The sequence below is a fragment of the Rhodococcus sp. MS13 genome (assembly GCF_013277835.1).
In the GTDB taxonomy this organism is placed as follows: domain Bacteria; phylum Actinomycetota; class Actinomycetes; order Mycobacteriales; family Mycobacteriaceae; genus Rhodococcus_F; species Rhodococcus_F erythropolis.
This window is the reverse complement of the sequence record NZ_VBTL01000004.1, coordinates 740,623-752,479: the sequence shown is the minus strand read 5'-3', so window position 1 is coordinate 752,479 and position 11,857 is coordinate 740,623. Positions and strand designations below refer to the sequence as shown.

The 11,857-nt window shown below is 62.0% G+C and carries 12 protein-coding genes; 6 read left to right on the top strand and 6 right to left on the bottom strand.

The window, feature by feature from the left end; translation table 11 throughout:
- Positions 1-75 precede the first annotated feature (75 nt).
- Positions 76-543 carry a VOC family protein gene (locus tag FEZ59_RS12055; protein ID WP_019745645.1) on the top strand — a complete coding sequence of 156 codons (468 nt, stop codon included), beginning with the start codon at positions 76-78 and terminating at the stop codon, positions 541-543.
- A gap of 383 nt (positions 544-926) precedes the next feature.
- On the opposite strand, the gene aztD is transcribed toward FEZ59_RS12055, so the two are convergent.
- On the bottom strand, positions 927-2,174 hold the full coding sequence (aztD, locus tag FEZ59_RS12050) for a zinc metallochaperone AztD (RefSeq protein ID WP_172932671.1): 1,248 nt from the start codon (positions 2,172-2,174) through the stop codon (positions 927-929).
- Positions 2,175-2,409: 235 nt separating this feature from the next.
- On the opposite strand from aztD, the gene FEZ59_RS12045 reads away from it, so the two are divergent.
- Positions 2,410-3,150, top strand: coding sequence for an alpha/beta fold hydrolase (locus tag FEZ59_RS12045; RefSeq protein WP_172932670.1), 741 nt, complete (start codon positions 2,410-2,412; stop codon positions 3,148-3,150).
- A 63-nt stretch (positions 3,151-3,213) separates the two neighbouring features.
- On the opposite strand, the gene FEZ59_RS12040 is transcribed toward FEZ59_RS12045, so the two are convergent.
- Positions 3,214-4,842: a 4-hydroxyphenylacetate 3-hydroxylase N-terminal domain-containing protein gene (locus FEZ59_RS12040; protein ID WP_020971036.1), complete on the bottom strand. Its 1,629-nt coding sequence runs from the start codon at positions 4,840-4,842 to the stop codon at positions 3,214-3,216.
- Between the two features lie 11 nt (positions 4,843-4,853).
- Entirely contained in the window at positions 4,854-5,423 is a 570-nt protein-coding gene (locus tag FEZ59_RS12035) for a flavin reductase family protein (protein WP_019745631.1), read from the bottom strand.
- Between the two features lie 275 nt (positions 5,424-5,698).
- Between FEZ59_RS12035 and FEZ59_RS12030 the strand changes: the two genes are divergently transcribed.
- On the top strand, positions 5,699-6,637 hold the full coding sequence (locus FEZ59_RS12030) for an AraC family transcriptional regulator (RefSeq protein WP_021345772.1): 939 nt from the start codon (positions 5,699-5,701) through the stop codon (positions 6,635-6,637).
- Here FEZ59_RS12030 and FEZ59_RS12025 read toward each other — a convergent pair.
- Positions 6,634-7,404, bottom strand: a complete 771-nt coding sequence (locus tag FEZ59_RS12025) for an IclR family transcriptional regulator (protein ID WP_020909385.1) — start codon at positions 7,402-7,404, stop codon at positions 6,634-6,636. The genes FEZ59_RS12030 and FEZ59_RS12025 overlap by 4 nt on opposite strands.
- 198 nt (positions 7,405-7,602) lie before the next feature.
- Between FEZ59_RS12025 and catA the strand changes: the two genes are divergently transcribed.
- The 3 genes from catA to catC are packed head-to-tail and all read left to right on the top strand — an operon-like array spanning position 7,603 to position 9,888.
- A complete protein-coding gene (catA, locus tag FEZ59_RS12020; RefSeq protein ID WP_021331787.1) occupies positions 7,603-8,442 on the top strand; it encodes a catechol 1,2-dioxygenase in 840 nt (279 codons plus the stop codon).
- Between the two features lie 29 nt (positions 8,443-8,471).
- Positions 8,472-9,593 carry a muconate/chloromuconate family cycloisomerase gene (locus FEZ59_RS12015; RefSeq protein WP_172932669.1) on the top strand — a complete coding sequence of 374 codons (1,122 nt, stop codon included), beginning with the start codon at positions 8,472-8,474 and terminating at the stop codon, positions 9,591-9,593.
- Positions 9,594-9,606: 13 nt separating this feature from the next.
- The gene (gene catC / locus FEZ59_RS12010; protein WP_021331788.1) at positions 9,607-9,888 is read left to right on the top strand and encodes a muconolactone Delta-isomerase; all 282 of its coding nucleotides are present in this window, start codon (positions 9,607-9,609) and stop codon (positions 9,886-9,888) included.
- 20 nt (positions 9,889-9,908) lie between these two features.
- Here the strand turns inward: catC and FEZ59_RS12005 are convergent, their stop codons facing one another.
- Complete coding sequence (locus FEZ59_RS12005; RefSeq protein WP_019745626.1) at positions 9,909-10,538, bottom strand: response regulator transcription factor; 630 nt, start codon at positions 10,536-10,538, stop codon at positions 9,909-9,911.
- Positions 10,535-11,704 (bottom strand): sensor histidine kinase, encoded by a 1,170-nt coding sequence (locus FEZ59_RS12000; protein WP_031330745.1) that lies wholly within the window; start codon positions 11,702-11,704, stop codon positions 10,535-10,537. The genes FEZ59_RS12005 and FEZ59_RS12000 overlap by 4 nt, the downstream gene beginning before the upstream one ends.
- Positions 11,705-11,857 lie beyond the last annotated feature (153 nt).

Sequence of the window (11,857 nt, the reverse complement as noted above, 5' to 3'; positions counted from 1 at the left end):
GAAAACAGTCCTATACGGCTGTGAGAGTCGACGTTGTCAGGGAAAACCCGGGCGACGTTCGTACTAGGAGCAGACATGAGCATCAAGACAACGACCCACCTCAACTTCCGCGGAGACGCCCGCGCGGCTCTGGAGTTCTACCAGTCCGTCTTCGGTGGCCAGGTCACGATCGCAACCTACGGCGACTTCGGAATGCCCAAGGATGTGCCTGGCGCTGAGAACATTGTGTTCGGCCAAGTCGAAACCGCGGACGGCTTCAGCGTGATGGCGTACGACATCCCAGGACAGTCGGGCGGTTCGACCGCCAATGCCGGCACGACGCACCGTGAGAACGGCACCACGATCACCGACCAACCGTTCTTCGTCTCGGTTCGCGGTGAATCGCTCGAAGAGGTGCAGGGTTACTGGGCCAAACTCTCTGTCGGTGGATCCATCATCGAGGGTCTTGCCGCGGCGGCGTGGAGCCCCGGATTCGGCATGCTCACCGATGCGTTCGGGGTGACGTGGATCCTCGACGTCGCTGCCGGCGAAAACCCGGCCTGATCATTCAGACGACAAAGCCGCTGGCACCGAAAGGTGTCCAGCGGCTCCAGCGCGTCGGTGCCCGTCTTGCGCCTCTCGGCAAGTGGCCACTCGAAGTGGCAATTCTGGGGTGGTACCCGGGGCAAAGAACCGAACACCGACACCATCTCCAACGAACCTCCACACGGAGTTATTCCATGCTGAATTGTGCCGCGGTCAATTGTGGTCCTGCTCATCGCTCAGCTCCAGCAGAGCTGGCGACAACGGCTTCGATTGTCTGAGGTGCGCGTCGTAGCACCTCGAGGATTGCCTGGGTATCGAGATTCCCTGGTCAGTAGGCGAAGCACGAGAACGGCTCAGGCCCCCATCTCGGTGTGAGATAGGGGCCGACGTGAGAGTCGGAATCAGCCAGTGACGCCGGTCAATTCGTTCGGGGCGTGATCGAGGGTGGTCTCGGTCAGGATGCTGCCGTCCTCGAGGTCGACGGCGATCAGCTTCTTCGAAGTGGGATCGGTGACGTACGCGGTGTGGTCTTCCACGAAGAGTGCCGGCCTGGGCTCTTGCCACTTGGTGGGCTCGGTCCATGCGTCGATGACGGCGATCTTCTTGGTGACGACGCCGGTGTTCGGGTCGATGACGTGGATGGCGCCGTCGGTGCCGAGCACCAGTGCCTCTCCGTGCGGTCCGCGGCTGAGTGAGCGGAAGGTGTAGCTGGTGCCGAGGTCGACGAGCTTGAGTTCGGACGTCGTCGTGTTGGTCAGCGAGACCCGTTGCGGACGTTCGAGTTCGGCGTCCTTGTCAGTCTTGTAATCACCCAGGACGATGTCCGACTCCTCCGAACCTGCTTGATTTCCGATGCGGCCGTATGCATCCGGACTCTGGACCTTGGTGATCGCTCCGTTCTTGTACACGAGCAACCCGTCCTGGCAGCCCAGTACGATGGCTTCGCCGGCAGCGACTGCTTCGCCGTGGACACCGGGGCACTGTTCGTTGCGCAGGATTTCCTTGCGGTCGGCATCGAGGATTGCAATGCCGTTGCGGGACTCCGAATTTCCGATGGTCGTCAACAGGCTGCCGTCGGCAAGTGCGACCGCAACGCCGTGATGGGGTTCTGGCGTGGTGTACGTCTCGACGCGAGGTTGGCGCTTTGCCAGTTGCGCCGGATCGAAGATCTCGACGAGTCCCGAGCCGTCGTTGAAGAGGACAGTCTTTCCGGCATGGCGTACAACGTGTCCGGGTTCGTTGGCTGCGAACTCGACCTCGGACATCGCGGGATCGGCTGTGTAGTAGTGGGAATGGTCGCCGTGGGCCGAGGACCACGTGCCGGTATCGAGCACCTTGAATGCCTCACCCGACGAGATCATGACGTGGCGACCGTCGCCGGCCGGGTTGAGTCGCGTGAAGCCGTCGATCTTGGTCTCGCCGACCACGTCGAGCGACGTTGCATCCAGCACCAGGACGCCACCGTCGTAGGAGACTGCGAGACGCGGTGTTGCCGAGGCCTGTTCGGTGGGTGCGGACGCGGTTGTCGTGGTGGTCTCCGGCGGGGCCGAGTCCTTGTTGTCGGACGAGCAGCCCGTAACGAGGGCGAGTGAGAGGCCAACTGATGTGGCAAGGGTGAGGCGCCGCGACATGCGGGTGTTGAGGTGCATGGGTATAGATCTACTGCTTAATGTAAATGATTGTCAAAGTCGAGTATGCGAATGTTCGCATGCCAGGGCAGTCGTCACGGGATCAGGAATGTACTGGAGATCGCCTGGCGTGCGCCGAATATCCGGTGCTGGTGCGTTCACTTTGGGTATAGCGCTAGTTCAACTAGGCATTAGTGCACCGATGTCGGCAGGAACATGCTGTAGATCACATCGGTCGATCGAAAGCTGGAGAGCAATGGCGCAGTTCATGTTGATTCATGGCGCAGGACACGGAGCCTGGTGCTGGGACTATGTGGTCGAGGCGCTGGAGAGACGTGGGCACACGGCTCTGGCTACCGATCAACCGGGCTTGGGTCGAGACACGACGAAAGCTGAAGAAATAACTTGGGAATCAACGCTTTCCAAGCTGTCGGCTGAGCTGGTTCAACTGCCTGGGGACGTGATACTTGTCTGCCACTCGATGGGCGGAACACTGACGGCACAACTGACAGAAATGCATCCGACGCGTGTTGCTGCTGCCGTCTACCTGGCCGCGACCCTGCCTGGGGACGGGGAATCCTGCCTTAGTAGTTCGCAAGAGGACAGTAGCGCTGCGCGGTTGTTCTTCGCCTGCGATGAACTCGGGATCGACCCTGAGGTTGCCTTGAAGTTGTACCCGATGCTCTTGTTCGGGGACTGCGCCGACGAGGTGGCGCGAGAATCGATGTCAAACCTTCGCCCGCAACCGATGAGTGTTTTCAGTGGTTCGGTGTCGCTGACGCCGGAACGGGAAGGGTCTGTGCCTCGCTACTACATTGAAACCCTTCGCGATCTTGTCATCACTCCTGCACATCAACGTGAGATGGTCTCCCGGCGCTCCTGTGAGAGGGTATTTACTTTGACGACGGGGCATTCCCCCATGCTCGCGGCGCCCGAGGATGTTGCCGATATCCTCGACGAAATCGCCCGAGGTCTGCCGAATTCAACTCGTTCCTGAGATCCTGACCCGGTCGAGTAGGGCGGACTCGACATCGCGAGTCCGCCCTACCTGCCGAGGGGGTTACCGGTTCTTGAAGAACGAGACGTCGTCGTTGCCGATGAGGTCAGGGACCGTCCAGCCGTCGAGGTCGTATTCACTCAGGCACTGCTCGGCCAGTCCCTTCATGGAACTTGCGTGTCCACGATTCTGGGCTGCGAACAGCAGTTCCGCTTTGACGTTCTCGTGATTGCCGGAGTAGTTGCGCTCGTAGAGCTCGTGGCGCCCGCCGAACTCGGTGCCGATCGAATCCCACAGAGCCTTCATGACTTTCACGCGGTCGACGGCGGTGATGCCGTCGGAACCGCGAACGTACTTGTCGAGGTACGGACGCACGTCCGGGCTCTTGAAGTCGAGTGAACTCGAAGGCAGGTAGATCAAGCCCGACGCGACGTCCTGTTCGATGATCTCCTTGATCCGCGGGTACCCCTGGATCATGAACATTCGATAGGTGAGGCCGTACTCGAGCTTCGGGATCACCGAATCGCCGACCCACTGTTCGGGATCGCGTGCCATCGATTCGGTCAACGACCAGAAGAGGTTTCGCCACCCGATCACCTCACCGACACGGGTCTGGACTCCGCGGAAGCCGCCGGCGCCGGTGGCTTCGAGTGCCTTCATCAACAGTCCGGCGATGAAGTCGAGCTTGACGGCCAGGCGAGTGCAGCCCTGAAAGGTGAAGCGCGGCAGGAAACCCGATTGAGGGAAGAATGCGTTGATCCGGTCGACGTCGCCGTACATGAAGACGTTCTCCCATGGAACCAACACCTTGTCGAAGACGAAGATGGTGTCGTTCTCGTCCATGCGGCTCGACAGCGGGTAATCGAACGGACTGCCCATCACCGCAGCATGTTCGGTGTACGAGGTGCGGCAGATCAGCTTCACACCCGGAGCGTCCATCGGTACCGTGCAGATCAAGGCGAACTGCTTCTTCTTGATCGGCAGACCGTAGTGAGCGATGAAGTTGTAGTTCGTGATCGCCGATCCGGTGGCGACCACCTTGGCTCCGCTGACGATCAAACCGGCGTCGGTTTCCTTCTCCACCTTCATGAAGACGTCGCCGACTTCGTCCGGTGGAAGTTGGCGATCCACCGGGGGATTGATGATCGCGTGGTTCCAGTACAGAACCTTCTCCTGCGATTCGCGGTACCAGCGCTCGGCGTTGTCCTGGAACGGTGCGTACAACTCTTTGTTGGCGTGGAGGGTTCCCAGGAAACTTGCCTTGTAGTCGGGGGAGCGGCCCATCCAGCCGTAGGTCATACGTGCCCACGTCGCGATGGCGTCGCGTTCCTTGAGTAGATCAGCCGACGACGTCGGAGTGCGGAAGAACGGCATGGTGACACCGCCGTTGCCCGTGTCCGTCGGAACGGTCAAGGCGTCTACGTGCTCGCCCGTGTGCAGAGCGTCGTACAGCCTTGCGGTCATGCGGATCGGATTCCGGAAGGCGGGGTGCGTCGTGACGTCCTTGACGCGATCACCGTGAAGCCAGATCTCGCGACCGTCCTGCAGGCTCGAGATGTACTCGTCGCCCGTCATCGGCCGGGTGGCGAAGTTCTTCGTGCGGTTGGCTTCGCTGTCGGCGGCCGGATTGACCTGTGGCGCTCCGGAATCTGCGGGGTCGACGCCGGTGGGAGGAATTTCGGTGGTCGTCATGGCAAAGCCTTTCAGATCGTTTGGGGTGCGGGCTGAAGATGAATCGGGGTGAAGGAAGTGGTGGCGTCGAACCATCCGCTGTGGGGGTCGTCCTGACTGCCGTTCCAGACTGTGGTCGACGAGGTGGCGCCTAGGTCGTGAAAAGTGCTTCGGTAGAACAGAAGCGGATCCTTGCCACTCGACTGCGCATCGACGATCTCACCGATGAAGATGATGTGGTCACCGCCGTCGTACTCCTTCCACGGGACGCACGAGATGGTTGCTGCGGCGCCGTCGAGCAGGGGGGCGGTCGGTCCGTCGATCCACTTCGGTTCGGTGCGCTGCGGTCGGCCGGCAAAATGCATGGCCGTGTCCACTTGGTCGGCGGCAAGGATGTTGACGGCAAACGGCGCGTTGCCGAGGTAGCCGCACGCCTTGGACTTTCGCGTCATCGTGATCTGGCACAGGCGTGGTTCCAGGGAGATTGCCGTGAATGCGGTGACGGTGGCTCCGTGTGGCTGACCGTCGGCGTTGGTGCAGGTGATGACGGTGACGCCGCTGGCGAATTGGCCGAAGATGCCTCGAAGCTGATTTTGTTCCATGACCGGACCTCCTTGTCGGATGGCTGGTGAGTGAGGGTGCCGCGAAGTGCGGGAGGCGGAGGTGCTGGACGACTCGCGCCGGGAGTGAAGACAAACGTACGGCGAGCGCGGCGTTCGGTCGATCCGTACAGCGCGGTGTCTATCCGGATTGCGCACCCGATCGAAGCCTGTATCCGTTTCCTCTTGGAAGTGACCGGGGACACAGTGTTCAATGATGTTCAGCGCTCATACTCGGCAATGTGGCTGGTCACGGGTTTGGAAGGTGAAGAATGGCGATGGTCGACTCCATGATCGGTACAGCTCCCCGCGACTGGGACGAGGCGTGTGATGCGGTTTCGGACGCCTATTTTCCGCACACGCTCACGCCGTTGTCACGGCACGCGGCCAGCGGAGTCGGGGTGTGCACCGCCGAGTTGGGACCGCTGAGGATCGCTCATATTCGATGGGGAGCAGACGTCGCGGTCGAATCCGAGCATCCCGGTGCCTACGGGGTGAACATCCCGCTCTCGGGCGAGCTCGAGTCGGTGTTCGCGGGCTCGCACGTGCTCTCGACGGAGGGCGTTGCGACGGTGTGTCCGCCCGACATCACCACAAGAATCACGCGGTGGAGCGCGGACTGCGAAATTGTCGGAGTCCGGATGGACCGTCAGTACCTCGACCGCGAGATGGAGAAGGTACTCGGCCGGCCCGGAATGCACTTGCCTGATCAGGTGGATCTTCGGGGAGACGACGGAGCCAGATGGCTGAAATTTGTTCGCTCACTGTCGGATCAGATACTCGGCCCGGTCGGGGTGCTGCACAACGAACTGGTGGCAGCTCAGCTCTCCGGTGCCGTGGTCACGGCATTCGTCCTCGCTGCAATGCCCGAAAGTGAGGACGCGGTGCGACACGCCAGGCCACGCATCGTCAAGCGGGTGCTCGACGAGATGCACGACGACCCGGCCCGCGTGTGGACCGCAGCAGAGATGGCCGAGGTGGCGGGCGTCAGCGTACGGAGATTGCAGGAGGGATTTCGGCAGTACGTGGGCCGGAGTCCGTCGGAATGCCTGCTCGACATCCGCCTCGAGCGGGTCCACGCAGATCTGGTGGATGCCGACGACTCGACGACGGTCACCGATGTCGCTGTGAGATGGGGTTTTACGCACACCGGACGATTCGCGTCGTCTTTTCGGCGTAAGTACGGTGTGTTGCCTTCCGAAGTATTGAGAAGTTAGCTCCGGTACCCCATGTCCGCGCTGAGCTGATTCGCCTTCTCGACGAGGAACGGTGCGACGTCGGTGCGAAAGGCTTCCGGGGTTGTGCGTCCGGCCGAGGTAGAACACGCTGCCACACCGACGACGCTTCCGCCGGCGTCGCGGACGGGGGCGGCGAGGGAAATCAGGCCGTCTTCCAGTTCCTCGGACGTGAGTGCGTAACCCTGCTCGCGCACCACTCGAAGTGCGGTGTGGAATGCGCCTTCGTCGGTGATCGTGGTGGGTGTGAGGGCGTCGAACGTGGAGTTCGCGATGACTTTGTCGACGATTTCGGTTGGCGCCCAAGCTAGCAGGGCGCGGCCCATGGAGGTCGCATATGCAGGCACTCTGGTACCGACGCTGACGTTGATGCTCATGATCCGGCGTACGGGTACACGCGCGGCGTAGACCACGTCGACGCCGTCGAGCACGCCCAGCGACGCCGACTCGTGAGTGTGTTCTGCGATCTCCAGCAGGCGGGGAAGCGCCGCCTCGGTCAGGGCATGCGATGCCGAGAAGTGCTGGCCGATGCTTAGAACGCGCGGGGTGAGCGACCACCGACTGTTGTTGCCGGTGACGTATCCGAGTTTCTGCAGGGTGAGGAGGATACGTCGGACCGCGGGGCGGGAGAGCCCCGTTTCGGCGGCAAGATCTGCGAGCGACGGGTTGGGGTTCTTCTCGTCGAAGGCCATCAGCACAGCGAATCCACGCTCGATGCTCTGGATGTAATCGCGATCGTTCTCGCTCACGAAATGACCTTTCATCTGCAGGTATGCCTGATCAGTGCCCTCGAAGGTTGACAAACCCTGTGACTGGGCGCACAGTACAAGCGTACGCAGAGCGTAACAGATGTACGCAGAGCGTACAACCAGACTTGGGAAGCCGACTCAGCCCAGCAGTACGGCACCCACCCGGTAACAGCCACATACGGCCCCGAGGAGGACCACATGACCACTTCCGAGAGCCCCACCGCAGTAGGTTCGGGCACGGCCGCCACCGACAAGTTCCTCCAGGAACGAGTCAGCGCGGACACCCCGCCCGAGCGCGTCTCGGCCATCGCCAAGGACGTGCTCGAGGCACTTGCCGGCGTCATCGACAAGCACGGCATCACCTACCCCGAGTACCGCGTACTCAAGCAGTGGCTCATCGACATCGGCCAGTTCGGCGAGTGGCCCCTGTGGCTGGACGTCTTCCTCGAGCACAACGTCGAGGAGGTTGCGTACCGCGGCCAGCACGGCACCAAGGGAAGCATCGAGGGCCCCTACTACGTCGCCGACGCCAAGACGTTGCCATCCAAGTGTGAACTTCCGATGCGTGACAACGAGGTTGGATCGAAGCTGGTCTTCGAGGGCCAGGTTCGCGATCTCGACGGCAACGGGTTGGATGGGGCCACCGTCGAGCTGTGGCATGCGGACGACGAGGGCTACTACTCCCATTTCGCGCCGCACATCCCCGACGGTAACCTCCGCGGAACGATCGTTGCCGATGGTGAGGGGCGCTTCGAGATCACCACGATTCAGCCTGCGCCGTACCAGATCCCGACCGACGGCCCCACCGGCTGGTTCATCGAGAAGGCCGGCTGGCATCCGTGGCGTCCAGCGCACCTGCACCTCATGGTGAAGGCTCCCGGTAAGCGCACGATCACTACCCAGCTCTATTTCAAGGACGGTGAGTGGATCGAGAACGACGTGGCAACTGCCACGAAGCCCGAACTGATTCTCGATCCGAAGCCGGGTGCCGATGGAATCAACCGGGTCACGTACGACTTCGTGCTCGACCCGGCCTGATCCACAACTGTTCGAAAGAAAGTGATTTGATGACAGACCTGTCGATCGTCTCCATCGAGACGGCCATCCTCGACGTTCCGCTGGTTCGCCCCCACAAGTTCGCCACCACGTCGATGACGGCGCAGCCGTTGTTGCTGGTCGCGATTCGCACCTCCGACGGTGTTATCGGATATGGCGAAGGTGTCGTTCCGGGCGGTCCGTGGTGGGGCGGCGAATCGGTGGAGACGATGCAGGTCATCATCGAGAAGTACATCGCGCCGGTGGTGGTCGGCAGGCGCGTGGATCAGATCACCGCGATCATGGCCGACATCGAAAAGGTTGTTGCCAATGCACGATTCGCGAAGGCCGCCGTCGACGTGGCGTTGCACGACGCCTGGGCACGTAGCCTGGGAGTTCCCGTGCACACGCTCCTCGGCGGGGCTTTCCGCGAGAGTGTCGACGTCACGTGGGCGCTGGGTGCTGCGCCGGCGGACGAGATCATCGAAGAAGCTCACGAAAAGCTCGAATCCCGGCTCAATTTCAGCTTCAAACTCAAAATGGGAGCACTCGATCCGGCGGTCGACGTCGCGCGCATCGTCAGCATCGCGCAGGCGCTCGACGGCCACGCCGGCGTCCGCGTCGACGTCAACGCGCGGTGGGATCGTTTCACGGCGCTGCGGTACCTGCCACAACTCGCAGACGGTGGAGTCGAACTGATCGAACAGCCCACTCCGGCAGACCAAATCGAGGTCCTCGCCGAACTCAGCAGGCTACTACCGATTCCGATCATGGCCGACGAGAGTGTGCAGACCCCACACGACGCTCTGGAAATCGCCCGCCGGAGCGCCGCCGATGTCATCGCCCTCAAGACCACCAAGTGTGGTGGCCTCCAGCGCAGCCGCGACATCGTCGCAATTGCCAAGGCCGCCGGTATCGCGTGCCACGGTGCGACGTCCATCGAAGGCCCGATCGGCACCGCCGCTTCGTTGCACTTCGCGTGCGCCGAGCCTGGAATCAACTTCGGAACAGAGCTTTTCGGCCCACTGCTCTTCAGCGAAGAGTTGCTTCAGGAACCCCTGAAGTATTCCGAGGGTCAGTTGCACCTCCCCGCCGGACCTGGACTGGGAGTCGAACTGAACATGGACGCCGTCAAGACCTGGACCAGGAACTAGAGGATAGAAGAACATGGCACTGTTTCACGTACGGATGGACGTCGATATTCCACGCGATCTGGATCCGGCAGTTCGCGCCGATACCGTCGCAACGGAGAAGGCGTACTCGCAAGACCTTCAGCGACAGGGAAAGTGGGTGCATCTGTGGCGAATTGTGGGACAGTTCAGCAACATCAGCATCTTCGACGTCGAGTCGGCTGACGAACTCCATGAGATTCTCTGGAACCTGCCCCTGTTCCCGTACATGACCATCGAGGTCATGCCGTTGACGCAGCACGGATCTTCGATCAAGTAGAGCCTGCGCGGGCGGGCGGGTCAGCGTATTCCGTCGCGGCGCAATGCGACGGACACTGCGGCAGAGCGGGTATCGACGCCGAGTTTGGCGTAGATGTGCCCGAGGTGTGTTTTCACCGTCGCTTCGCTGATGAAGAGTGCCTTACCCAGCTCGCGGTTGGTCATCCCCTCGGCGAGCAGGCTGAGCAGTTCGGACTCACGGGCGGTGAGCGCTTCCTGCGGGCGCTGCATCTGCTGGACAAGACGAGAGGCCACAGTGGGAGAGAGAACGCTGCGCCCGGCTACCGCGCCGCGCACCGCGCCGAAGATCTCGTCGGGCGTTGAGTCCTTGAGTAGGTAACCGATGGCACCGGCGTCGACGGCCCGCACGACGTCGGCGTCGGTGTCGTACGTCGTGAAAACCAGTACGGGAACATCGACACCGTCGCTTCGCAAGCGTTTGATCGCTTCTGCACCGTGCATGCCGGTGCCCATGTCCAGATCCATCATCACCAGATCCGGTGAGGCCGACGGTATCGCCGTGGCCGCCCCCTCACCGGACGATGCTTCGCCGACTACTTCGACGTCCGGCTGAGTGTTCAGCAGCGCTCTCAGCCCGGCTCGCACGACCAGATGATCGTCGACGAGGAACACGCGAATGGTGGTGGTCACCGGATCCTCCGTTCGAGAGGGAACTGGGCCGCGACGACGGTGCCGTCTCCCGGTGCACTTTCCACGGTGAACGATCCGCCGAGCTGTGCGATGCGACTTCGCATCGCACGTAGGCCGTATCCACCGTACCGAGAATGGTCGGCGAGCTTTCCCGGATCGAAGCCGACGCCGTCGTCGAAAATGTCCACGGAGACGGAGTCGTCGAGATACGTGATCGTCACGCCCGCCGTTTCGGCGCGAGCGTGGCGGGCGATGTTGGAGGACGCGCTCGAGACCACTCGCACGATGGCATGAGCTACGTCCGAGGGCAAGATGACGGCTTCACCGACGGTGCGGATCCGAACGGTCGGGACGAACTGGCGGGCGGCGGCCACGACCAAGGCGTCGAAGTCGCCCGTACCGCCCTTGGTCGGTGCCAGATCGTGGACGAGGTCGCGACTCTGCATCAGGCTCGTGCGGATATTCTCTGCCGCGGCATCGATATCGGCTCGAGACGGCGAACCCGTTGTATTCCAAGTTTGTTCGGCTGCCTCGAGTCGTAGAAGAGCGCTCGCCAGTCCCTGAGTAACGGTGTCGTGGATTTCGCGCGCGAGGCGCTCTCGCTCAGCGGCAACGCCGGCAGCACGTTCGGTATCTGCCAATGCAGATTGCGCTTCTGCTACCTGACGTAGAAGCCGAAGGCGTTCTCGGGCATCTCGTTCCATCTGCCCGTACGCTGCCGCGACCAGTGCCGCGGTGCACAGAGGTCCGAGCAGTGTCACCAATTCGGCACGACCGGTGACCCGGTAGAACGCGATTCCGGCGAGGACGCCCAGGATCCCGACGAGGGGGTAGGCGATCTTGCTCGGGTACAGACGAATACAGAGGAAGAGAACGGGGAACGCACACCACGCGAAACTCGGTGCAAGCCAGACCAGCGCTGCCCAGGTGCTCAGTACCGGCCACATCCACAGTCGTTGGCGAACCACATCTCGCGAAGACACCGTAGCCATGACGGCGTAGAGCAAGGCGAGGACCACGGCCAGGACGAGTACCACCCCGAACCGACCGCTGGTCCCGTGGACTGTGACGTACCGGACTCCTGACGTGGACAGCAGTACGAAGAACGACGCGTGGATCGCATATGCCAACGGGCCGCGCAGGCCGAGTTCGGCGTCGGCGTTCATGGCTCCGTTACTCATCCCTCGAATATTACGGAGGGTGCCAGGCCGTCGTATCAACCATTCGGATGATATCTGCACAACCAGACGGGGCACGGTTCGTCACCCGAGCGCCCGATGTGCGCACCCGCACTCGGACGCGACGCTGTAGTGGACGGT

Bases quoted from the DNA above. Each gene is read 5' to 3' on its own strand.
- FEZ59_RS12030 (WP_021345772.1), top strand. From the start codon at position 5,699: ATGGTCGACTCCATGATCGGTACAGCTCCCCGCGACTGGGACGAGGCG.
- FEZ59_RS12015 (WP_172932669.1), top strand. From the start codon at position 8,472: ATGACAGACCTGTCGATCGTCTCCATCGAGACGGCCATCCTCGACGTT.
- FEZ59_RS12035 (WP_019745631.1), bottom strand. From the start codon at position 5,423: ATGGAACAAAATCAGCTTCGAGGCATCTTCGGCCAATTCGCCAGCGGC.
- catC (WP_021331788.1), top strand. From the start codon at position 9,607: ATGGCACTGTTTCACGTACGGATGGACGTCGATATTCCACGCGATCTG.
- FEZ59_RS12055 (WP_019745645.1), top strand. From the start codon at position 76: ATGAGCATCAAGACAACGACCCACCTCAACTTCCGCGGAGACGCCCGC.
- FEZ59_RS12000 (WP_031330745.1), bottom strand. From the start codon at position 11,704: ATGAACGCCGACGCCGAACTCGGCCTGCGCGGCCCGTTGGCATATGCG.
- aztD (WP_172932671.1), bottom strand. From the start codon at position 2,174: ATGCACCTCAACACCCGCATGTCGCGGCGCCTCACCCTTGCCACATCA.
- FEZ59_RS12040 (WP_020971036.1), bottom strand. From the start codon at position 4,842: ATGACGACCACCGAAATTCCTCCCACCGGCGTCGACCCCGCAGATTCC.
- catA (WP_021331787.1), top strand. From the start codon at position 7,603: ATGACCACTTCCGAGAGCCCCACCGCAGTAGGTTCGGGCACGGCCGCC.
- FEZ59_RS12045 (WP_172932670.1), top strand. From the start codon at position 2,410: ATGGCGCAGTTCATGTTGATTCATGGCGCAGGACACGGAGCCTGGTGC.